Here is a 21964-nt window from a genome sequence, read left to right on the forward strand (position 1 = left end):
TTCGCGTAGCCCGTCAATACATCTACGCCTTCGCGGCTCACCGCGTCGCGCCCAGCCAGTACACTGTGCGCCTCACCAGTCGCATAAACCTCGTCGACGAGGCTTCCCTCGTCGTTTCACATCACGTGATCAATCAAGCCCGCTTACGCGCCGGCGTCTGATACGACATGCCCGCGGTAAACCGATCGAGTCGTTCGCTCGCATCGGTAATCGCCCAAAGGGGCGCGCTGTGCAACTGCCGGTCGTAATTCGTCGCGATTGTCGCAAAAAGCGCGAATCCGGCGTCATCCAGTTTCCAATTGCCGGTTTCACGGCCGATATCGAACACCGCCGATACTGCGCGTTCCGCCGCACCCAGTTGCTCACCGGTCGCCGAGCCGAAACCCGATTCCGCCAGAAAGCCCGTCAACAGCATGATCTGCGTGAGCGTTTGCGCGTCGGTCATGCTGCCCGCGCCGCGGCGCAAGGCGTCGAGTGCCAGATGGACCCGCAGTGCGAGGTCGTCGGCGGTCTGCCGGGCGATCGGCAACAGCATGGCCTTGGCATGCCGGGCACGCGCAGCGCCAGTGTGGCGGGAAAACGGAATAGGTTGTGCCATGAAGGTCCAATGTTTATGCCTGTGCAGATGCAATAACGGCGCGGCTCGCAAAAGATTGAGCCCTCCGTCGTGCATGCCACAGGCGGACCGACTGGAACGCCGACTAGCTGCTGCTTTCGCCACGATTCCCTCTCGCGGGGCCCGGCGCCTGCATCCTCCTAACCTGAGCGCGATGCCTTTCGATCTTCCTTTATGCGAAAGGCATTTCACCCACCCGGATCCCGCGCTACGTGGCGCCGATATCGCGAGCGCGCCAAGCCTTCTGCCCTATGCCGGCCGCATCAAACCATTTGCATCTCTTCGTCAGAGCAGACGGTCTCCGCTCTCCAAGCAAGACGCCCAACCGGCGTCCATAGCGGAATTGCCCTCGGCTTGAAACCCGCAACTCGCAACCCACCCGCAACCCGCATCGAAACCCCCGCTTCACTCCTCATCACCCTCATCCGCAGACGGCGCCACACTTCGCGCCCGCACGCGCCGCCGAATCTCCGAATCCAGGATGAGACGTCCACGCAGCTTCCCCTTCATCCGCTTCACATAGCGTGGCGCCTCGGTCATATGAATCACCATCAACTCACGCACCTTCTCCACATCACGCTCACGCGCTGCCTTCGTAATCGCTTTGTGAATCTTGACGTTGGCCTGACCGAACCGTTCATGCTCAGCTTGCGGCGTGTCGTTACGAAACTCGATGAGCTGACGGATCATTTCATTGATCAACTCGCAACTAAAACGCAGGAACGGATTCGGATTCGCCGCCGCGAGGATGTCGTGGAAATTCACGTCCTCCTGACGTTGCCGCACGATGTCCTGCCCGCCGTGTGACGAAGCCGGTCGGTCGCAACACGCAATGCTCGCGTCGAGCGCCTCGAAGTCCTGCTCCGTCAGATGCGGCACGGCCCCTGCCGCGAGCTCGGGCTCCAGCAGTTTGCGCACGGTATAGATGTCGTCGATCGATACGTCCTTGAAGAACAGATAGTTTTGCAGAAGTTGCAACGTGCGATCGAGCGGCACTTCCACCACCATGCCGCCGCCGCTCGGGCCGGTGGTCACTTTGATGAGACCTTGCACCTCGAGCGATTTCAACGCCTCGCGGATCGTGCTTTTGCTCACCGAAAAGAGCTGCTGCAATTCCACCTCGCGCGGCAGCCGGTCGCCTGGCTTCAGGTCTTTCTCGGTGATGAGCCGCTTGATTTCTTCCGCGACCAGATCGCCGCGTTTTTGCTGTTTGATCTCAATCGCGGCGCCAGCCTTGGCGCGGTCCATGGCCATATTCGATGCTCCCAGTTTGTCCTGCACGATCGTCGACCGATTCGCCGGCGCAGTCGCAGCCCGGCAGGCTGCCTCGATGCCGCCAGGAATTTTGCCTTATTGACACCCGAATTTATTGTACCTACGATCAAGTCCAACCTATTTATCATGATAAATAGAACAAAGCCGATGTGGTGGAAAACTTCACTGCGGCCAGCAAGCTCAAGTAGTCGTTCGCGCAATGCGTGCAGTTTCGTAGTCGGTCAGTGCGTGTCTCTTTCCTAAGGAGCGTCATTTTGAATCGCCGAAATATGTTGAAGCTGGCCGCGTTGTCGGCCGTTCCGGGGACGTTGGGTTCGCTGGTCGCGCGAAGCGCGTTCGCGCAGGCCGGCACCTTGCAGTTCGCCTGTCCGGTGCCGATGTCGGGTCCATTCGCGGCGAACGGCAAATACGCCGACCTCGGCATGAAGCTCGCTATCGAGCAATACGGCAAGGTGCTGGGTCAACCGCTTGCATATACGGTGCTCGACACGGAAGGCAAGCCCGCAACCGCTGTGCGCCGTGTGCAGGAAATCGCGCAACAGAAGAATGCGCGCTTCTTTGCCGGCGGTATTCTGTCCTCCGAAGCATTGGCAATGGGCAAGGAAGTCCAGAAAGCTGGCGGCATTTTCATCACGACGGCAGGCGCGGACGAAATCACCGGCAAGGACTGCAACGACGCCACGTTCCGCTGGTCCGTGCCGACCTACGGCGCGATCGAGCAGACCGTGCGTCCACTGATCCAGATGATGCCCAAAGCGAAACGCTGGTACACCATCACGCCGCAATACGTGTTCGGCGACGGTTTGCTCTCGGCAGCCAAGGCGATCTTCAAAGAGAAGGGCATCGAGCATGTGGGCAACAGCTACCACTCGCTCAATGAGAAGGAGTTCAGCGGCTACCTGACGAACGCAGTCGCTGCGAAGCCTGACGTGCTGCTGATTCTGAACTTCGGCTCGCAATCGTCCGATACGTTGCGCCAGGCTGTGAGCTTCGGCATGAAGAACAATTGCACGATTTTGATGGCCTGGGCGTCCGGACTCGAGCAATTCGAATCGCTCGGCGCGGACCTGTGCGAAGGTGTCTATTTCGGCGCACAGTATTGGCACGATATCGATTCGCCGCTCAACCGCGATCTCGTCAAACGTTCGAACGCCGCATTCAAGGCAAACCCCAACTACAGCCTCGCAGGCTCGTATATTTGCACGAAGATCCTGCTCGACGGCATCGTAAAAGCAGGCAACGTCGATCCGAAGAAAGTGGTCGCCGCCCTCGAAGGCATGAAATACGACGGTTTGACAGGCCCGGAAGAAGTCCGCAAAGGCGACCATCAGGTGCTGAAGAACTATTATCTGTTGAAGGGCAAGGCGAAGAACAAGATGAAAAACGCCGACGACTACGCGGATATCGTGAGCTCAGGTCAATCGTTCCTGCCGCTCGACAAAACCGGCTGCAAGATGGCCTGACGCCTCCGTGCCGCATGCGAGCGCGGCGCGCATATCGCAGCATCGTACCGCGGTTTTCCCTTCGCACCACCCTTTAGACGGACGCCATGAACGTTTATCTCCTGCAGATCGTCAACGGTATCGGAGTGGGGATGCTGTATTTCCTGCTCGCGGTCGGTTTGTCGATCGTGTTCGGCCTGTTGCGCTTCGTGAATTTCGCGCACGGTGCGTTCTATCTGCTCGGCGCGTACTTCTGCTATCAGGCGATGCAGTGGTCGATGAGCTTCTGGACCGCGCTCGTGGTCGTGCCGATCGTGGTGGGCGCGCTTGCGTGGGTCGTCGAGAAACTGATTCTGCGGCACGTCTATGCGCAGCAGCATGAGTTTCATATCCTCGTCACAGTCGGTCTCGCACTCGTCGTACAGGAATGTGCGATCCTGATCTGGGGACCGCTCGGCGATAACGTGGCCGTGCCCGACGTGCTGAACGGCGTGGTGATCTGGGGCAGCTTCGTCTATCCGAAGTACCGTCTCTTCGTGATCGGCTTCACGGCGGTATTGGCCGCGCTTTTGTGGTGGGTGCTGGAAGGCACGCGGCTCGGCAGCGCGGTGCGCGCGGGCAGCGAATCGACTGAGATGGTCTCGCTGCTCGGCATCAACGTGCTGCGCGTTTTCAGCCTCGTGTTCGCGCTCGGCGCCGCGACGGCCGCGTTGGCGGGCGTGCTCGCCGCGCCGATTCGCGGCGTCGATCCGTTCATGGGTATCGAAGCGCTCAGCGTCGCGTTCGTCGTGGTGGTGGTCGGCGGCATGGGTAATTTTCTTGGCGCGCTGGTCGGCGGATTGCTGGTGGGGATCGTGCAAAGCGTGATGAGCACGTTGTGGCCGGAAGGCGCGCGATTGATGATCTATGTCGCGATGGCCGCTGTCCTGTTGCTGCGACCGAACGGTTTGCTCGGGAGGGCGGCATGATCGATACGTCGAAACCTATCGTGCAGAGCGCTTCTTCCGCAAGGGCTCGCCCGAGCCTGAAGCATTCGTTACATCGCTATCGCTTCCTGTTGCTCGCGTTGCTGGTCGTGTGCGTTTTGCCGCTTACATTGCGCTCCGGATCGCTGGCTACTGAAGTGCTCGTGTTCGCACTCGCCGCCCTCGGCTGCAACTTACTGCTTGGGCACACAGGCTTGCTTTCGTTTGGACAGGGCATTTTCTTCGGGCTCGGCAGCTATTGCGCGGGACTGGTCCTCACCAAAATGGGCTTGCCGGTGCCTGTGGCGTTGCTTGCATCGGTAGTGACCGGCGCGGCGGCCGCGGCGTTGGTCGGCTGGTTTTCGATTCGCCAGCGCGGCACCTACTTCGTCATGCTGACGCTTGCGTTCGGCCAACTGTTCTACTTCCTCGCCTACACCACGCCCGATCTGACCGGCGGCGACAACGGCTTGCTCGACATCCCGCGCCCGGCGCTCGGACTATTCGGCAAAACGATCGTGCCGTTGACCTCGCCGTGGCAGTACTACGGTTTCGTCGCCGTGTTGTTCCTCGTGGTGTTCTGGCTGTTGATGCGCGTATCGCACTCTGTATTCGGCCGCACGTTGCTCGCGATTCGCGACAATGAAGCGCGCGCCGCTGCGGTTGGCTACGACGTCAAACGCTTCAAGCTGATGGCGTTCGTGATCTCCGGCGCGGTCACGGGTCTGGCGGGCGCGCTGCACGCGCTGATGACCGGCATCGCGCCGCTCTCCAACATCGACTATCACACGAGCGAGATGATTCTCGTGATGACCGTGATCGGCGGCACAGGCAATCTGTTTGCCTCCGTATTGGGTGCCGCCTTCTACGTGCTGTTCGCCGACTGGCTTTCCACATTGTGGCCGCGCTGGCTGTTGCTGCTCGGCATCGTGCTGATTGCCGTCAGCCTGTTCATGCAGCGCGGTCTGTGGGGATTGGGCCAACGCATCTGGCAATCGCTACGCCGCAAATCATCCGCCGACGAAGGCAACGACGCAGGCAAGGAGCGCGTATGAGCGAAGCTATTCTGCGAGCGAGTGGCGTTGTGAAGCGCTACGGCAAATTCACGGCGCTCTCCGATGTCACTTTGAACATCATGCCGCGCACGGTGCATTCTGTGATCGGTCCGAACGGCGCGGGCAAAACCACGCTCTTTCACGTGTTGACCGGCACGCTGCCGATCACCGAGGGCAAGATCGTTTTCGACGGCCACGACGTCACGCACGAGCCGGACCATAAACGCGTACGGCGCGGCGTCGCGCGTTCGTTTCAGGTGACGAGCCTGTTCGCCAATTTGAGTGTGCGAGAAAATCTACGGCTCGCCGCGCAAGGTGTCGACGCGGTGCGTGCGTTGAATGCGTGGACGCCGCCGCACGGCGCGCTCACGCATGCGGACATCGTCGACAGCGTGCTTGAGCGGCTCGCGTTGCAGCGGTTCAGCGAGGTATCGGCGGGCGCGCTGTCGCACGGTCAGCAGCGACGGCTCGAAGTCGGCATGGCGCTCGCCGCGCGCCCCAAGGCGATCTTTCTCGACGAGCCGACCTCGGGCATGGGCATCGACGACCTCGACGACATGAAGCAGTTGATTCGCGGCCTGCGCGACGACTACACGGTCGTACTGATCGAACACAACATGGGCATCGTGATGGACATCTCCGACACGATCACCGTCATGCAGCAAGGGCGAGTGCTGGTGGAAGGCCGTCCCGACGACATTCGCGGCGACGAGCGCGTACGCAGCGCCTATCTCGGCAACATGATCACCGGAGGCCGCGCATGATTCTCGACGTGCAGCAGATTCACGGCTTTTACGGCAAGAGCCACATCCTGCAGGGCGTGTCCTTGCAGATCAACGATGGTGAAACGGTCACGCTACTGGGCCGCAACGGCGCAGGCAAATCGACCACGCTGAAAGCGATCGCCGGTGTCGTCGCGCCTCAGCGCGGCACGGTCACGTTCAACGGCGCCAAGATCAGCGGCCTGCCGCCGCACAAGATCGCGTCGCGAGGCGTCTGCTTTGTGCCCGAGCACCGCGGTATCTTTCGTCTGCTCACGGTCGAAGAAAACTTGCGGCTCGGCGCTCGCAAAGATTCGCCGTGGCAACTCGACGACATCTACCGAATTTTTCCGCGCTTAAAGGAACGGCGTACGAATGGGGGCGCGCAGCTCTCCGGCGGCGAACAGCAGATGCTCGCCATTGGCCGCGCGCTGATGAATCACCCGCGTTTGCTGATGCTCGACGAACCCGTCGAAGGCCTCGCGCCGGTGATCGTCGAAGAAATCGTCGTGCAACTCAAGCTGATTCGCGAGGCGGGCGTGGCGATTCTGCTGGTCGAGCAGAACCTCGAAGTCTGCACGCAACTCGCGGATCGGCACTACATCATCGAACAAGGCGTGATCGTCTATGCAGGCGACAACGCGTCGTTTGCCGCGGACGACTCGATCAAGGACCGTTATCTCGGCGTCGGCGTGGTCTGACGCGCACTCAGTCTTCAACACGAGGAAGCATCGATGCAAGTTCATGAATCAACAACCGTCGCGACGTTCGCCGATCTGCGAGTCGACGGCGCGCGGCTCTGGGACAGTCTCATGCAACTCGCGCGGATCGGCGCCACCGCGAAAGGCGGTGTGTGCCGGCTCGCACTCACGGAGTTGGACCGTCAGGCGCGCGACCTCTTTATCGCGTGGGCGAAGGAGATCGGCTGCAGCGTGCGGATCGACGCAATCGGCAATATCTTCGCGCGCCGCGCGGGTTTGCGTGACGATTTGCCGCCCGTGATGACCGGTAGCCACATCGACACGCAGCCTACAGGCGGCAAGTTCGACGGTAATTACGGCGTGCTCGCGGGACTCGAAGTGTTGCGCACGCTAACCGACGCCAACGTGCAGACGCTCGCGCCTCTGGAAGTCGCCGTGTGGACCAACGAGGAGGGCTCGCGTTTCGTGCCGGTGATGATGGGTTCCGGCGTGTTCGCCGGTGCATTCACCCTGGAGCATGCGCTCGAACAACACGATCGAGAAGGCGTCACGGTGCGTGACGCACTGTCCCGGATCGGATATGCCGGCGAAGTCACAAAACCACATGCGGTAGGCGCCTATTTCGAAGCGCACATCGAACAAGGCCCCGTCCTGGAAGCACACGATAAAACAATCGGCGTGGTGCAAGGCGCGCTCGGCCAACGCTGGTACGACGTGACGGTACACGGCATGGAAGCGCACGCCGGCCCGACGCCGATGGAACTGCGCCGCGACGCGCTGCTGGTCGCCGCCGATCTGATTTACGCCGTCAATCGCATCGCGCTCGATCACGCGCCTCACGGCCGCGGCACGGTTGGCTGGCTCGACGTGCATCCGAATTCACGCAATGTGATTCCAGGCCGCGTGACGCTCACCGTCGATCTGCGCGCCGCCGACGATGCCTCGCTCACAGCAATGGACAGCGCGTTGCGCGCCGCATGCTCGGTGGCAGGCGGGAAAAGCGGCATCACGGTGGACGTCGAACAGGTGGTGTATTTCCCGCCGCAACCGTTCGCCGCAGACCTGGTCGGTGCCGTGAAGCAGGGCGCGGACACGCTCGGCTTTTCATCGATGGATGTGATCAGCGGCGCCGGCCACGACGCTGTCTATCTTGCTAGAGTCGCGCCCGCGGCGATGATCTTCGTGCCGTGCAAAGACGGCATCAGCCACAACGAAATCGAAGACGCACGCGCGGATCATCTCGAAGCCGGTTGCAACGTGCTGTTGCAGGCCATGCTGAGCGCCGCGCAGAAAGCGGGGAGCGCAGACGCATGAAGATCCTCATCGCGCGAATGAATCACGAGACCAATACGTTTTCGCCGGTGGCCACGCCGTTGGCAGCATTCGGCCGTAACGGTCCGACCTATGGCAAAGACGCGTTCAACGACAACAAAGGCATGCAGACGGCGATGGCCGCGTTCATCGACGCAGCCGAGCGTGAGCATGCCGACATCGTAACGCCTGTGTCGGCGTCGGCGAATCCGAGCGGGCCGGTCGAGGCCGCCGCTTACGATGCAATCTGCGAAGCGATCGTGTCGGCCGCGACAGGTTGTGACGCCGTCATGCTCGATCTGCACGGCGCGATGGTCGCCGAGAATTCCAACGATGGTGAAGGCGACTTGCTCGAACGCGTGCGCGCGTTGCTGCCGGATGCGCCGATCGCCGTCGCACTCGATCTGCATGGCAACGTCACGCAAAAGATGATCGACAACGCGGACGTGATCGTCAGTTTCAAGACCTATCCGCACGTCGATATGTATGAAACCGGCGCGCACGCGGCGCGTCTGATGTTCGATCTGATCCACGGCAAGGCGAAGCCCGTGATCGCATGGCGCCAGCCGCCGCTGCTCACGCATACGCTGCGCAGCGCGACTGCCGAAGGCGCGATGAAGCGCGCTGTGGATGCCGCGCGCGCCGCCGAGGCCGACGGCATGCTCGCGGTGTCGGTGCTGTCGGGCTTCTCGCTCGCTGATATCGAGGCACCGTGCATCAGCGTCGTGGTGGTTGGCAATGGCGATCGTACTCACGCCGAAGCGGTAGCGGAGCGCATCGCGCGGCAGATCTGGAACGAGCGCGAAGATTTCGTGTATCGCAGCGCGCCGCTCGCTGAATCCGTCGCACAAGCCGCCGTGCTCGCGGTGGACGCCGACAAGCCCGTGCTGCTGCTCGATCACGGCGACAACTGCATGTCGGGCGGCACATGCGACACGATGGATCTGCTCGAAGAAGCCTTGAAGCAGAAGCTCGACGGCATCGTGAGCGGGCCGTTGTGCGATCCGCAAGCGGTCGCGGCGTTGATGTCGGCCGGCGTCGGCAGTACGGTGACGGTGACCATCGGCAACAAGGTCGCGAGCGATGCGCTCAAGCCACGTCCGCCGCTTGCCGTGACCGGCGTGGTGCGCGCGCTGACCGACGGCGAGTACGTGATCAGCGGCCCGACGTACACCGGACAGCGCGCCTTCATGGGACGCGCCGCGGTCCTCGACACAGGCACCGTCAAGCTCGTGATGACCGAGCGCACGCACGAACCGTGGGACCTCGGTGTGTTCGAGAGCGTCGGCATCGATCCGCGTCGCGCGCGTTTCCTGTTGCTCAAATCGCGCATGTACTGCCGGCCGGTGTTCGTGCCGATCGCCGCAGCGCTGGTGGAGTGCGACAGCCGCGGCGTGACGAGTTCGGACTATGGCCTGTTCGCTTTCAAGCGCGTGAAGCGGCCGGTTTTTCCGCTCGATACGCAGACCGAGTGGGCATCCACGAACTGAGTGCAACGCGCTAGTCGACAGAAGTGCCGTTAGGGGCTTGTGCTGAGCGTGCGGGTTCTCTATAATTCGCGCCTCTAAAGGCTCGTAGCTCAGTTGGTTAGAGCACCACCTTGACATGGTGGGGGTCGTTGGTTCGAATCCAATCGAGCCTACCAACGCATCCGTGACGTAGACGAAAGCGGCTTCGCTTTCGTCTACTGTCAGGTTCTCGCATCGCCTCGGCGCACAGTTCGTTGTGCCGCTGTCCTGTCAGTTTCTCCCCGCTCCATAGCCTTGAACTCGACGCAGCGTCGCTCGTGCGCCGCGAATGCCTTGTGCGTTCAACGTTGCCGTATCACGTCGTCTTTCGCCAATGCGCGGTACAGTTAAGCCTTCCTGTTTCGCCACTGAATAAACTGCCGTCAGCGCGCGACGAAAGCGCCGGCAGCTTAAAAGGAAGCTGACGCAATGAAGAAGCTCATCAACGAGGTCTCCGCGGTCGTCCCGGACATGCTCGACGGACTCGCGGCGCTCAACCCCAAGCTCTGCCTGTTGCAAGGCAGCACGATCGTCGTGCGGGCGGATGCCGAGGCCGCAGCGGCGCGCGGCGAAGTCGCGCTGATCTCGGGCGGCGGCTCGGGCCACGAGCCCGCCCACGGCGGTTATGTGGGCTCCGGCATGCTGAGCGCAGCGGTCGCGGGTGAAGTCTTTACGTCGCCGTCCACCGACGCCGTACTCGACGCGATCCGCGCGGTGGCCGGAAAGGCAGGCGTCTTGCTGATCGTGAAGAACTACACGGGCGACCGCTTCAACTTCGGCCTCGCGGCCGAGATCGCGCGCGCAGAAGGCATCCCCACGGAAATGGTGATCGTCGCCGACGACGTCGCGCTGACGGCAAGCGGTGATCACGCGGGCCGTCGCGGGCTCGCGGGGACCGTACTGGTTCACAAGATTGCAGGCGCGGCTGCCACGGCGGGCCGCCCACTGGCGGAAGTCGCGCAGATCGCGCGCGACGTGGCGGCTTCGCTCGGCACGATGGGCGTCGCGCTCACCGCGTGCACGGTGCCGGCTGCGGGCAAGCCGGGCTTCGAGCTGGCGGACGGCGAGATCGAATGGGGTCTCGGCATTCACGGCGAACCGGGTGTGGAGCGCGGTGCGATGGAGCCTGCCGCCGCGATCGTCGGCAAGCTGCTGGCGAAGATCGTCGGCGATCTGTCGTTGCAGGCCGGTGAGCGGGTGGCGTTGCTGGTGAACAATTTAGGCGGCACGCCGTCGAGCGAATTGAGCATTGTGGCCGGTTCCGCGCTGCGTTATCTGGCGGGCCGCGGCATCAAGGTGGAACGCGCCTGGGCCGGCACGTTCCTGAGCGCGCTGGAAATGGCGGGCATCTCGCTGACGCTGCTGCGCGTGGACGACCAACGGCTCCGCTGGCTCGACGCCGCCGCGCATACGAGTGCGTGGCCCGCGCTGAGCGGCCGCATCGCGCAGGTTTCCGTGCGGCCCGCGCCTGCCGAACCGGAGCGCGCAAGCGGTGCGACGCTGTCGCGTGAAGCGACGTTGCGCCGCGTGATCGAAGCCGTTTGCGCGTGCCTGCTGAAAGCGGAGCCGGCGTTGACGGACATGGATCAACGCGTCGGCGACGGCGATCTCGGCATCAGTCTTTCGCGTGGCGCGCGCGCGATACTTCAGGAGCTCGATGGCTATCCGGCTGAGACAATACCAGGCGCCGTATTGAGCGGGATGTCGGCGACGCTGCGGCGCGTGGTCGGCGGCACGTCGGGCCCGCTTTACGCGGTGATGCTGGTGCGCGCGGCGGTTGCGCTCGAACGGTCAGGCGGATCGACGCCGAAAGAATGGGCGGCGGCGTTCAGCGCGGGCGTCGACGGCTTGATGGAACTGGGCGGTGCGCATCCCGGCGATCGCACGATGGTCGATGCATTGAAGCCGGCCGCCGACGCGTTGCAATCCGCTCTCGCGCGCCAGGAGGCATTGGATGCCGCGTTGAACGCGGCCGTCGACGCGGCAACCGAAGGTGCCTCGCAAACGGCGTCGATGCATCCACGGCGCGGGCGCTCGAGTTATGTCGGCGATCGCGCGCTAGGTCACGTGGATCCGGGTGCGCATGCGGTGGCGTTGTGGCTCGCTGCGATTTGCGAGGCGTTGAAGAAGTAAGCGAACTCGCGCAAACGCTCGATTGCGCGAAACAAAAAACGGCTAACAGCAGAGCAGAGGTCTCATGCTGTTAGCCGTGCGATCCGAGCGCCGACGCTCATGTCTCTACAAATAAGACGCGCCGTCGAAATACGCTTCGCGTAAGCGATCCACGCTCACGCTTTCGCATCAGCGCGCGATCATGGACGAAGCAGATCGAACCCAGCCAGCGCAACAACCCCGCTCACCACGATCAGCGCCACCGAATGCTGTCCGAAGTAAAGCAGGCCGGCAGCCGACCAGCACGTCAAAGCAAATGCGGCAATACGTTTCATGCTTTAAAACCCCAATGCGACAGCCAGCAACCCGCTGATCACACCACACACCACGACGGCCAACGCCACCACCGTCAGCACACGCCGCGGAAACGAGCGTCCGAGCATGGCCATCGACGGGACGCTGATCAGCGGCAGCGTCATCAGCAACGCGCCAGCCGGGCCGGCCGCCATACCGAACGAGAGCATGGCCTGGATGATCGGCACTTCGCCCGCTGTCGGAATCACGAACAGCGTGCCGGCAACGGACAGCGCGACGATCCACAGCAGGCTGTTGTCGATATCCGGTCCGACATGCGGAAACAGCCACGTGCGCGCCGCGCCGAGAATCAGCACGAGCACGATGTATTCGGGAATGAGCCGCAGCGTCATCGTGCCGAGGATTTTCACCCAGCGTGCGAAGGCAGTGCCGGGCACATCGCTGGTGACCAGTTGCGCCATCGCTTCGCGCGACGCTTCGGCTTCCTTCGGCGTAACCATCCGGTTCACCAGATAGCCGAGACCGAACACCATCACGATGCCCAGGGCGAGGCGCAGGCCCATCCACTGCCAGCCGAGCACGAAGCCCATGAAGATCAGCGTAGCCGGATTCAACGCGGTATTGCCGAGCCAGAACGCGATCGCCGCGCCCGGCGCCGCCTGACGCGCCCGCAAGCCCGCCACGACCGGCGCCGCGCAGCACGTGCACATCATGCCCGGCAACGACAGCAGGCCACCCTTCACGACGCTGCTGAAATCGGTGCGGCCGAGCGCGCGCGCGACCCATTGCGGCGGAATCAGCGCTTGCACCGCCGAACCGAGCAGCAGCCCGAGCACCATCGCTTGCCAGATCGCTTTGCCGTAGGCGAAGGCGTAATTGATGGCAGCCTGCCACGATGCCGCCGGCGCGCTCGCCGACGTGCCCATCAGGATGGATTTGCCGATGGAGTGCTGGCTCGCGGCCACGAACGCGCGGTTGTAGTACGGGAACCACTTCACATAGAAGAGGCCGACCACAGCGATCAGCAGAAAGACGATCCAGCCAAGAGCGACTCGTGGTTGTCGAAGGGTTGATTGCATGGTGGTCTTGAACGTTGGTTTTAATCAGTTGACAGCGAGCGCGCTGCTGTCGAGCTGTACGAGCAGTGCTTTTGCCTGGTCGACGACATCGGCGTCGTTGGGGCGGAAATTCCATTGCAATGCGCGCGGCAACTGGACGAAATGCTGGTGGCTGCTGCGCGCATACGCCGGATCGTAGTGACGCCCGATCAACTCGTGCGCGAGCTCGGCACGGCGGTTGTCGTCGACGAGCTTTTGCCAGCCCGTGACACGTTCCCGGCTATGCAAACCGATCATCCGTTGCAGTTGCCCCTTCAGCGCATCGGGATCGTCGAACAGATGGGCGTAGTCGTGCAGCAGGAATGCCGCGCGATCTTCGCGGCTCGAGATCACCTCGACGCAGCGGCCCTGATGAAACGTCTCGAGCAGCGCGAGCGGCAGCGCGACGGAGCCGATGCGCCGGCTCTCCGCTTCAACGAACACCGGCCGTGCCCGATCGAACGTGCGCAACGCGCTCACGAGCAGCGTATCGAAACGCTTCTGCGACGGCTGCGCCACGCCGGCCCAGGCGCCGAGCAGCGAGCCGCGATGCGCGGCCAACGCTTCGAGATCGAGCGTCTGTGCACCCGCCGCGTGCAGAGCCGCGAGCAGGCGCGTCTTGCCGCTGCCGGTCGGGCCCACCAGCGCGATGTACGAGAACGTCTTCGGCAAGGTGACGAGCGTGTCGAGCGTGGCCCGCCGATACGTTTTGTAGCCGCCATCGAGTTGGCGCGCCTGCCAGCCGATCATATTGAACAGCGTGGTCACCGAACCCGAGCGTTTGCCGCCGCGCCAGCAATAGATCAGCGGCCGCCAGTTGCGCGGCCGGTCGGCGAAAGTCGTTTCCAGATGGTGCGCGATATTGCGCGCGACCAGCGCCGCACCGATCCGCGTGGCTTCGAACGGCGATACCTGCTTGTACGTCGTGCCGACCAGCACGCGCTCTTCATTGCTCAACACGGGCGCGTTGAGCGCGCCCGGAATATGGTCTTCCGCAAATTCGAGAGGCGTGCGCACATCGATGATTTCATCGAAATCACCTGCTTTTTCGAGGCTGACGAGTAGGTTTTTCAAGGAGTTAGGGACAAAACGGGCCGGCGGGAAGGGTGAAATTATCGCACGCGCCGTGAATAGCGGCCGGCGGGGCACTTAGCGCTGTTTCCCGGCCGCGCGCCCCGCATCGTTCCTTCTTCCGCTCGCGGCTCAGATGATCTCGACGCGCCCTTCTCCACTGACCATTTCGCCGATCACACACGCCTCGCCGAACCCGTCGGCGCGGAACAGGGCGAGAACCTCGTCGACGGCTTGCGGCGCGCACGAGACCAGCAAGCCGCCCGAGGTTTGCGGATCGGTGAGCAGCGTGCGCGCCGTCGCAGGAAATGAGGAGGGCAGAACGATGTTTTTGCCGTATGCGTCCCAGTTGCGTCCCGACGCGCCGGTGAAAATGCCGGCTTCCGCGAGGCTCACCACGTCTGGCAGCCACGGCAGATCTGCATAGCGCACGCGCGCGGTCAGGTTCGAGCCGCGCGCCAGTTCCAGCGTATGGCCGAGCAGGCCGAAGCCGGTGATATCCGTGAGCGCGTGCACGCCGTCGAGCCTGGACAGGTCCGCGCCCGGCCGGTTGAGCTTGGTCGTCGCGCCGATCATGGCGGCGTAGCCGGCGGCGTCGAGCCGGTCTTTCTTCAGGGCTGCCGAGAGAATGCCCACGCCCAGCGGCTTGCCGAGGATCAGCACATCGCCCGCTTGCCCGCCCGCGTTGCGTTTGACGCGCTTCGGATCGACCACGCCAATGGCGACGAGGCCGTAGATCGGCTCGACCGAATCGATCGAATGGCCGCCGGCGAGCGGGATGCCGGCCTCGGCGCACACGGATTCGCCGCCCTTCAGCACGGCTGCGATCACGTCGTGCGGCAGCACGTTGATCGGCATGCCGACGATTGCCAGCGCCATCAGCGGCTTGCCGCCCATCGCGTAGACGTCGGACAGCGCATTGGTCGCGGCGATGCGGCCGAAGTCGAACGGGTCGTCGACGATCGGCATGAAGAAGTCGGTGGTGGCGACGATAGCCTGTTCGTCGTTGAGTTTGTAGACGGCGGCGTCGTCGGCTGTGTCGTTACCGACCAGCAGATCGGGAAAGAACGGCAGCGGCGCGCTGCGCTTGAGCAGATCGGCGAGCAGGCCGGGCGCGATCTTGCAGCCGCAACCGCCGCCGTGCGACAGACTGGTCAGACGGGGCGAAGCGCTTGCGTGGCTGGGGGTGTTGGTCATTGTGGCGGGCATTTCAGGCTACGAATGACCGCCATTATGATGGTTGTTCGTGCAATGCGCAGGGACCGGCGGTCGCCGAAGCGATCCGGACAGAACGCGAAACACGCCGTGCATTCCTCCGCGCCTGCCCGCAACGCGCCGCACGGTCGCAATGCGCTTGACGCAAAAGTGCGACAAAAGCGCGGCAAACTCACTCGCTATTTGTTGCTGCCGGCCCCGGTGCCATAGAGGCCGTTATCGAAGCCGCCCGCGCCTTGGGATTTGTGGCTCTTCCCGTCAGTCTTGCCGCGCGAGTTCGCCGAACCGCCATCTTTTGTCTGAGGCTTGTGCGATTCATGGACTGCGGACGCGGATGAATCGGGCGCCGATCCCATCGAAGAAGTGCGGTTCTCCTGCTGCGACGAACCGCTGCCTTGTGTGATCTGAGCAATGCCGGGCGGACTCAGCGCGAGTATCGCGGCACCCAGCGCAAGCGAGACAACGCCGACCGACGCACACGATTTCACGGCGCCGTAAAGATTGCCTGCGAGAGAAGTTTTGAGAAGGGGATAGGTCATAAGTGCCCAAAGATCTGGAGTAAGTGTCGGTGGGTGACTCACTGATTCAGCAATAACAATGCCTCGACTTTGTTGAAATCGGCTGTGGCATTTCATATTTAGTTGCACTGTAGAAGGCCTAAGTTCTCGCTGCAGGATTTCATACCGGTCTCTATAATCGTTATCAGTGTCCCCATAAAGAGCCGAGGCCATTCAATGACCCATATGTCCCGGCGACAATTTCTGAAGGTCTCCGCCACCACGCTAGCCGGATCGAGTCTCGCCCTCATGGGCTTCTCACCGACGCCCGCGTTAGCGGAAGTCCGTCAGTACAAGTTGTCGCGCACAACCGAAACCCGCAATACCTGCCCGTACTGTTCGGTAGGCTGCGGCATCCTGATGTACGGACTCGGCGACAACGCCAAGAACGCAAAGTCCAGCATCATCCACATCGAAGGCGATCCCGATCACCCGGTCAATCGCGGCACGCTGTGCCCGAAGGGCGCGAGCCTGATCGACTTCATTCACAGCCCGAGCCGTCTGAAGTATCCGGAGTACCGTGCGGCCGGCTCGAATGAATGGAAGCGCATGTCGTGGGAAGACGCACTCGATCGCATTGCGAAATTGATGAAGGAAGATCGCGACGCCAACTTCGTCGAGACAACGGCAGACGGCAAGAAGGTCAACCGCTGGCTGACCACCGGCGTGCTCGCAGCATCGGCCGGTAGCAATGAAGTCGGTTATTTGACGCACAAGACTGTCCGCAGTCTTGGCATGCTCGCATTCGACAATCAAGCACGTGTCTGACACGGCCCGACGGTGGCAGGTCTTGCCCCGACGTTTGGCCGTGGAGCGATGACGAACCATTGGGTCGACATCAAGAACGCGGATGTGATTCTGGTGATGGGCGGCAATGCGGCCGAGGCGCACCCGTGCGGTTTCAAATGGGTCACTGAGGCCAAGGCGCATCGCAAGGCGAGGTTGATCGTGGTCGATCCGCGCTTTACGCGCACGGCATCGGTTGCGGACTATTACGCGCAGATTCGGACCGGCTCGGACATCGTGTTCCTGGGCGGGGTGATCAACTATCTGCTCACCAACGACAAGATCCAGCACGAGTATGTAAAGAACTACACGGACATGCCGTTCATCGTTCGTGAGGATTTCTCATTTACCGACGGTCTCTATTCCGGGTACGACGCCGACAAGCGCAAGTACGACCAGAGTTCGTGGGACTACGAACGCGGCGACGACGGCTTTGCCAAAGTCGATCCGACGTTGCAGCACCCGCGCTGCGTCTATCAACTGATGAAGCAGCACTACTCGCGCTACACGCCCGAGCAGGTCGAGAGCACCTGCGGCACGCCTAAGGAAAAATTCCTCAAGGTGTGCGAGATGCTCGCATCGACGGCTGTCCCGGGGCGCGCCGGCACGATCCTGTACGCGCTCGGCTGGACGCATCATTCGATCGGCGCGCAGATCATCCGCACCGGCGCGATGGTGCAATTGCTGCTGGGCAATATCGGCATTGCGGGCGGCGGCATGAATGCGCTGCGCGGTCACTCGAACATTCAGGGTTTGACCGACCTCGGCCTGATGTCGAACCTGTTGCCGGGTTACATGACGCTGCCGCTGGAAGCCGAGCAGGACTTCGACGCCTACATCGCGAAGCGCGCGAGCCAGCCGCTGCGGCCGAATCAGTTGAGCTACTGGCGCAACTATCGCGCTTTCCATGTCAGTTTCATGAAGTCATGGTGGGGCGATAGCGCGACCGCCGAGAACAACTTCGGTTTCGATTACCTGCCGAAGCTCGATAAGTCATACGACATGCTGCAGGTCTTCGAGCTGATGAATCAAGGCAAGATGACGGGCTACATCGCGCAGGGCTTCAACCCGCTCGCCGCGGCGCCGAACAAGGCGAAGATCGGCGCGAGTCTGGCCAAGCTGAAGTGGCTCGTCATCATGGATCCGCTCGCCACCGAAACCTCCGAGTTCTGGAAGAATTTCGGCGAGTTCAACGACGTCGATCCCACTTCGATCGCGACCGAAGTGTTCCGTTTGCCGACCACCTGTTTCGCGGAAGAGCGCGGTTCGCTGGTCAGCTCCAGCCGCGTGCTGCAATGGCACTGGCAGGGCGCGGACGGCCCCGGAGAAGCGAAGAGCGATCTCGAGATCATGTCGGGCTTGTGGCTGCGCATCCGCGAGGCCTACAGGAAGAACGGCGGCAAGTATCCCGATCCGATTCTCAAGATGAGTTGGCCGTATGCCGACCCGGAAAGCCCGACGCCTGAAGAGATCGCCATGGAGTTCAGCGGCAAGGCGCTTGCCGACGTCACCGACCCGACCGACAAAACCAAGGTGCTTGCCAAAAAGGGCGAGCAACTGGCGAGCTTCGCACAGTTGCGCGACGACGGCAGTACCGCGAGCGGTTGCTGGATCTTCTGCGGCGCATGGACCCAGGCGGGCAACCAGATGGGCCGCCGCGACAACTCCGACCCGACCGGCATCGGCAATACGCTGAACTGGGCGTGGGCCTGGCCGGCGAACCGGCGGATTCTGTACAACCGTGCTTCGTGCGACGTCAGCGGCAAGCCGTTCGATCCGACGCGCAAGCTGATCGCCTGGAACGGCAAGGCGTGGACGGGCGCGGACATTCCCGACTTCAAGGCGGACGAACCGCCCGAAAACGGCATGAATCCGTTCATCATGAACGCGGAAGGCGTGGCGCGCTTCTTCTCGCGCGATGGTCTGGTGGAAGGGCCATTCCCGGAGCACTACGAACCGTTTGAAACGCCGCTCGGCTACAACCCGCTGCATCCGAACAACAAGGCGGTCGTCAGCAGTCCGGCGGCACGCGTGTTCCCCGATGACCGGGCCGCGTTCGGCACGCACGAGAAATTCCCGCATACGGCGACCACCTATCGTCTGACGGAGCATTTCCACTACTGGACCAAGCACGCGCGCCTGAATGCGATCGTGCAGCCGCAGCAGTTCGTGGAGATCGGCGAGGATCTGGCGAAGGAGGTGGGCGTGGTGGCCGGAGATCGCGTCAAGGTGTCGTCCAATCGCGGGCACATCATTGCCGTGGCGCTCGTCACCAAACGGATCAAACCGCTGATGATCGAAGGAAAGAAAGTCCAGACAGTCGGATTGCCGCTGCATTGGGGCTTCAAGGGACTCGCGAAGCCAGGCTATCTCGTCAATACGCTGACGCCCTCCGTGGGCGATGGGAATTCGCAAACACCGGAATTCAAATCGTTCCTCGTCAAGGTCGAAAAGGCATAGGGAGAAGAGATGGCACTGCAATCACTGGACATCAAACGCCTCTCGGCCACGACCTTGCCTGAACCGCAAGTGCGTGAGCCGGTCACGGGCACGGTCGCCAAGCTCATCGACGTGTCGAAGTGCATTGGCTGCAAGGCGTGTCAGACCGCCTGCATGGAATGGAACGATCTGCGCGATGAAATCGGCACGACAACCGGCATCTACGACAACCCGCGCGACCTGAGCGAGCATTCGTGGACCGTCATGCGGTTCTCGGAATACGAGAACACCGAAGGCGATCTCGAGTGGCTGATCCGCAAGGACGGCTGCATGCACTGCGAGGATCCCGGTTGTCTGAAGGCTTGTCCGTCGCCGGGCGCGATCGTGCAGTACACCAATGGCATCGTGGATTTTCACGAGGAAAACTGCATCGGCTGCGGCTATTGCATCACCGGTTGCCCGTTCAACGTGCCGCGCATTTCGAAGAAGGACAACCGGGCATACAAGTGCACGCTGTGTTCGGATCGCGTGGCGGTCGGCCAGGAACCGGCCTGCGTGAAGACGTGCCCGACCGGCGCGATCATGTTCGGCACCAAGGAGGACATGAAGCAGCAGGCCGCGGACCGGGTTGAAGATCTGAAGGAACGCGGTTTCCAGAACGCCGGTTTGTACGATCCTGCCGGCGTGGGCGGCACGCACGTCATGTACGTGCTGCATCACGCGGACAAGGCCAACCTGTATCACGGTTTGCCGCAGAATCCGAAGATCAGCGCGATGGTTGCCGTGTGGAAGGGGCTGGCCAAGCCGCTGGCGCTGGCGGGCATTGCGTTCGCGGCCATAGCCGGGTTCTTCCACTACACGCGCGTCGGTCCGAATGAGGTGTCGGAGGCTGATGAGGCCGAAGCCCAGCACGAAGCCGACGAGGCACGCCGTTCGCGGGAGGCATCCAATGAAGCACCCTGAGCATACCGATCTGAAGGACGTGAAGGGCAACAGTCTGATCGTGCGCTACACGCCGAACGAGCGTACGAATCACTGGATCACCGCGATCACGTTCGTTCTGCTGGCGCTGTCCGGCCTCGCCATGTTTCATCCGGCCATGTCGTGGCTCTACGCGATCTTCGGCGGCGGGCAATGGACTCGGATTCTGCATCCGTTCGTCGGCTGCGTGATGTTCCTGTCGTTTCTGATTCTTGCGTTGCGCTTCTGGCATCACAACTATCTCGACAAGGCCGACCTTCAGTGGATGAGGCAGATCGACGACGTGCTCAACAATCGCGAGGAAAAGCTCCCCGCGATCGGTAAGTACAACGCCGGTCAAAAGCTGTTATTTTTCACCATGGTGATCTGTCTGCTGCTGTTGCTGGCGAGTGGCATCGTGATCTGGCGCCGCTATTTCTCGTTCTATTTTCCGATCGAGATCATCCGGCTCGCGGCGCTCGTGCATGCCGCGGCGGCGTTCGTGCTGATCGTCGGGATCGTCGTGCATATTTATGCGGCGCTGTGGATCAAGGGGTCGATCGGCGCCATGACGCGCGGCACGGTGACCTACGGCTGGGCGCGGAAACATCATCCGAACTGGTTCAAGGAAATCATCGGTAAATAGCGGGCCACGCATAGGCAACCCAGGCAGCGCGGATTCCGGCGCGCTGCACCCGAGCCGCCGTCCTTGTTCGATGAACGGCGGCGGCTCCTTAGTTTTCAGAGGTCGATACTGTGGTTCAACGTATTCTCGAAGCCGGCGATATCGAATCGCTCGATCATTCGGCGATTCCGCGCATTCGCACGCCGGAACGGCTCGCGGTGTTTTCCGCCCGCGCCGCGCGGCTGCGCCAGCTTGCGGCGCTCAACAATCCGATCGCCGGCTATTTGCGCCTGATGGCCGTGCTCGCCGATGCGCAGCAAGCCGTGATGACGAGCTTCAAGGCGCAGCCGCCCAGCCTCGAGTTGATCGCGAGTGCGCAGCAGCATTCCATGCCGCTGATTCCGGCGCTTTCCGGCGTGCGCGATCCGGCCTGGCGCGACGTGCTGCGCCAGTTGCTCGACAAGGTGGCAACCGCGGGCCCGCTCACGCCGCCGCTCGAAGCGCTGATTGCCAGACTGCGCACGCTCGACACCGCTACGCTCGAATTCCAGGCCGACGCAATCTTTGCGCAGCGCTTCGAAGAGGTCGATCCGGCGAGCGCGCCGTTCATCGTGGCCGCGCTGCAAGTGGTGTGGACCGACCTCGCTGCCGATATCGACAAGCGCGAGGTGCCGTACATCGAGACACTCGGCCTGTGTCCCGTGTGCGGATCGCATCCGGTGGCGAGCATCGTGCGCGTGGGCGGCGCGTATGACAATTACCGCTACCTGCAATGCGGCCTGTGCTCGACCGAGTGGCACATGGTTCGCACGAAGTGCTCGAACTGCGATTCGACCAAGGGCATCGCTTATCACACGGTCGGCTCGCCCGATGCCGACGAGGCCACGCGCGAAGCGGAATCGAAGAACGCCGCGCTGAAAGCGGAATCGTGCGACGAATGCCATACTTATCGAAAGATCGGCATTCAGTCGAAGGACTACGATTTCGAACCGTTCGCGGACGATCTCGCCAGTCTTACGCTGGATTTGCTGATGGGGGCGGAAGGTTACCGGCGGGCGTCGCCGCATCCGTGGCTGTGGCCCGAACAGGGCGTCGGTACGGATGACTCTTCCGGCGAGTCCGACTAGCAGCGAGTGGATGCGACTAGAAAAGG

General features: G+C 62.4%; 19 protein-coding genes and 1 tRNA gene. 13 read left to right on the forward strand and 7 right to left on the reverse strand.

Translation table 11 applies throughout. The features are described from left to right. Positions 1 to 133: 133 nt before the first annotated feature. Positions 134 to 598 (reverse strand): hypothetical protein, encoded by a 465-nt coding sequence (locus P0D80_RS39745; protein WP_408182225.1) that lies wholly within the window; start codon positions 596 to 598, stop codon positions 134 to 136. 423 nt (positions 599 to 1021) lie between these two features. After that, positions 1022 to 1870: a FadR/GntR family transcriptional regulator gene (locus P0D80_RS39750; RefSeq protein ID WP_132381392.1), complete on the reverse strand. Its 849-nt coding sequence runs from the start codon at positions 1868 to 1870 to the stop codon at positions 1022 to 1024. Between the two features lie 275 nt (positions 1871 to 2145). Here P0D80_RS39750 and P0D80_RS39755 point away from each other — a divergent pair, with 275 nt between their 5' ends. From P0D80_RS39755 to dhaK, 9 genes are all read left to right on the forward strand, one after another. Next, positions 2146 to 3354: an ABC transporter substrate-binding protein gene (locus P0D80_RS39755; RefSeq protein ID WP_342960070.1), complete on the forward strand. Its 1209-nt coding sequence runs from the start codon at positions 2146 to 2148 to the stop codon at positions 3352 to 3354. Between the two features lie 86 nt (positions 3355 to 3440). Further along, positions 3441 to 4301, forward strand: coding sequence for a branched-chain amino acid ABC transporter permease (locus tag P0D80_RS39760; protein ID WP_106314729.1), 861 nt, complete (start codon positions 3441 to 3443; stop codon positions 4299 to 4301). Next, positions 4298 to 5353 (forward strand): branched-chain amino acid ABC transporter permease, encoded by a 1056-nt coding sequence (locus tag P0D80_RS39765; protein ID WP_408291923.1) that lies wholly within the window; start codon positions 4298 to 4300, stop codon positions 5351 to 5353. The genes P0D80_RS39760 and P0D80_RS39765 overlap by 4 nt, the downstream gene beginning before the upstream one ends. Continuing rightward, positions 5350 to 6117, forward strand: a complete 768-nt coding sequence (locus tag P0D80_RS39770) for an ABC transporter ATP-binding protein (RefSeq protein ID WP_132381396.1) — start codon at positions 5350 to 5352, stop codon at positions 6115 to 6117. Before P0D80_RS39765 ends, P0D80_RS39770 begins: the two co-directional genes overlap by 4 nt. Then, positions 6114 to 6815: an ABC transporter ATP-binding protein gene (locus tag P0D80_RS39775; RefSeq protein WP_408291925.1), complete on the forward strand. Its 702-nt coding sequence runs from the start codon at positions 6114 to 6116 to the stop codon at positions 6813 to 6815. Before P0D80_RS39770 ends, P0D80_RS39775 begins: the two co-directional genes overlap by 4 nt. Positions 6816 to 6848: 33 nt before the next feature. Continuing rightward, positions 6849 to 8129 carry a Zn-dependent hydrolase gene (locus tag P0D80_RS39780; RefSeq protein WP_408291927.1) on the forward strand — a complete coding sequence of 427 codons (1281 nt, stop codon included), beginning with the start codon at positions 6849 to 6851 and terminating at the stop codon, positions 8127 to 8129. Beyond that, entirely contained in the window at positions 8126 to 9616 is a 1491-nt protein-coding gene (locus tag P0D80_RS39785; RefSeq protein ID WP_408291929.1) for a M81 family metallopeptidase, read from the forward strand. Before P0D80_RS39780 ends, P0D80_RS39785 begins: the two co-directional genes overlap by 4 nt. Positions 9617 to 9694: 78 nt before the next feature. Further along, positions 9695 to 9771 (forward strand) — tRNA-Val (locus tag P0D80_RS39790). 292 nt (positions 9772 to 10063) lie between these two features. Then, on the forward strand, positions 10064 to 11767 hold the full coding sequence (dhaK, locus tag P0D80_RS39795) for a dihydroxyacetone kinase subunit DhaK (protein ID WP_408291931.1): 1704 nt from the start codon (positions 10064 to 10066) through the stop codon (positions 11765 to 11767). Between the two features lie 179 nt (positions 11768 to 11946). Here dhaK and P0D80_RS39800 read toward each other — a convergent pair whose 3' ends face one another. From P0D80_RS39800 to P0D80_RS39820, 5 genes are all read right to left on the reverse strand, one after another. After that, entirely contained in the window at positions 11947 to 12081 is a 135-nt protein-coding gene (locus tag P0D80_RS39800) for a hypothetical protein (RefSeq protein ID WP_258194915.1), read from the reverse strand. Positions 12082 to 12084: 3 nt separating this feature from the next. Beyond that, the gene (locus P0D80_RS39805; RefSeq protein ID WP_408291934.1) at positions 12085 to 13140 is read right to left on the reverse strand and encodes a permease; all 1056 of its coding nucleotides are present in this window, start codon (positions 13138 to 13140) and stop codon (positions 12085 to 12087) included. A 24-nt stretch (positions 13141 to 13164) separates the two neighbouring features. Next, positions 13165 to 14232 carry a tRNA 2-selenouridine(34) synthase MnmH gene (gene mnmH, locus P0D80_RS39810; RefSeq protein ID WP_408291936.1) on the reverse strand — a complete coding sequence of 356 codons (1068 nt, stop codon included), beginning with the start codon at positions 14230 to 14232 and terminating at the stop codon, positions 13165 to 13167. A gap of 129 nt (positions 14233 to 14361) precedes the next feature. After that, entirely contained in the window at positions 14362 to 15426 is a 1065-nt protein-coding gene (gene selD, locus P0D80_RS39815) for a selenide, water dikinase SelD (RefSeq protein ID WP_408291938.1), read from the reverse strand. Positions 15427 to 15623: 197 nt separating this feature from the next. Further along, complete coding sequence (locus tag P0D80_RS39820; protein ID WP_408291940.1) at positions 15624 to 16079, reverse strand: beta-xylosidase; 456 nt, start codon at positions 16077 to 16079, stop codon at positions 15624 to 15626. A 99-nt stretch (positions 16080 to 16178) separates the two neighbouring features. Here P0D80_RS39820 and fdnG point away from each other — a divergent pair, with 99 nt between their 5' ends. From fdnG to fdhE, 4 genes are all read left to right on the forward strand, one after another. Further along, positions 16179 to 19247: a formate dehydrogenase-N subunit alpha gene (gene fdnG, locus P0D80_RS39825; protein WP_408291942.1), complete on the forward strand. Its 3069-nt coding sequence runs from the start codon at positions 16179 to 16181 to the stop codon at positions 19245 to 19247. A gap of 9 nt (positions 19248 to 19256) precedes the next feature. Further along, positions 19257 to 20189, forward strand: a complete 933-nt coding sequence (gene fdxH, locus P0D80_RS39830) for a formate dehydrogenase subunit beta (protein WP_408259338.1) — start codon at positions 19257 to 19259, stop codon at positions 20187 to 20189. Next, positions 20176 to 20832, forward strand: a complete 657-nt coding sequence (locus P0D80_RS39835; protein ID WP_132381418.1) for a formate dehydrogenase subunit gamma — start codon at positions 20176 to 20178, stop codon at positions 20830 to 20832. The genes fdxH and P0D80_RS39835 overlap by 14 nt, the downstream gene beginning before the upstream one ends. A 110-nt stretch (positions 20833 to 20942) precedes the next feature. Further along, complete coding sequence (fdhE, locus tag P0D80_RS39840) at positions 20943 to 21938, forward strand: formate dehydrogenase accessory protein FdhE (protein ID WP_408291944.1); 996 nt, start codon at positions 20943 to 20945, stop codon at positions 21936 to 21938. The last annotated feature ends 26 nt before the right edge of the window (positions 21939 to 21964 follow it).

Origin of the sequence: Paraburkholderia sp. RL17-373-BIF-A (genome assembly GCF_046030175.1) — a bacterium.
In the GTDB taxonomy this organism is placed as follows: domain Bacteria; phylum Pseudomonadota; class Gammaproteobacteria; order Burkholderiales; family Burkholderiaceae; genus Paraburkholderia.

Excerpts from the sequence above, each read along its gene's own strand:
- P0D80_RS39745 (WP_408182225.1), bottom strand. The coding sequence starts at position 598 with ATGGCACAACCTATTCCGTTTTCCCGCCACACTGGCGCTGCGCGTGCC.
- P0D80_RS39750 (WP_132381392.1), bottom strand. The coding sequence starts at position 1,870 with ATGGCCATGGACCGCGCCAAGGCTGGCGCCGCGATTGAGATCAAACAG.
- P0D80_RS39760 (WP_106314729.1), top strand. The coding sequence starts at position 3,441 with ATGAACGTTTATCTCCTGCAGATCGTCAACGGTATCGGAGTGGGGATG.
- P0D80_RS39765 (WP_408291923.1), top strand. The coding sequence starts at position 4,298 with ATGATCGATACGTCGAAACCTATCGTGCAGAGCGCTTCTTCCGCAAGG.
- P0D80_RS39770 (WP_132381396.1), top strand. The coding sequence starts at position 5,350 with ATGAGCGAAGCTATTCTGCGAGCGAGTGGCGTTGTGAAGCGCTACGGC.
- P0D80_RS39775 (WP_408291925.1), top strand. The coding sequence starts at position 6,114 with ATGATTCTCGACGTGCAGCAGATTCACGGCTTTTACGGCAAGAGCCAC.
- P0D80_RS39780 (WP_408291927.1), top strand. The coding sequence starts at position 6,849 with ATGCAAGTTCATGAATCAACAACCGTCGCGACGTTCGCCGATCTGCGA.
- P0D80_RS39785 (WP_408291929.1), top strand. The coding sequence starts at position 8,126 with ATGAAGATCCTCATCGCGCGAATGAATCACGAGACCAATACGTTTTCG.
- dhaK (WP_408291931.1), top strand. The coding sequence starts at position 10,064 with ATGAAGAAGCTCATCAACGAGGTCTCCGCGGTCGTCCCGGACATGCTC.
- P0D80_RS39800 (WP_258194915.1), bottom strand. The coding sequence starts at position 12,081 with ATGAAACGTATTGCCGCATTTGCTTTGACGTGCTGGTCGGCTGCCGGC.
- P0D80_RS39805 (WP_408291934.1), bottom strand. The coding sequence starts at position 13,140 with ATGCAATCAACCCTTCGACAACCACGAGTCGCTCTTGGCTGGATCGTC.
- selD (WP_408291938.1), bottom strand. The coding sequence starts at position 15,426 with ATGACCAACACCCCCAGCCACGCAAGCGCTTCGCCCCGTCTGACCAGT.
- P0D80_RS39820 (WP_408291940.1), bottom strand. The coding sequence starts at position 16,079 with ATGAAATGCCACAGCCGATTTCAACAAAGTCGAGGCATTGTTATTGCT.
- fdxH (WP_408259338.1), top strand. The coding sequence starts at position 19,257 with ATGGCACTGCAATCACTGGACATCAAACGCCTCTCGGCCACGACCTTG.
- P0D80_RS39835 (WP_132381418.1), top strand. The coding sequence starts at position 20,176 with ATGAAGCACCCTGAGCATACCGATCTGAAGGACGTGAAGGGCAACAGT.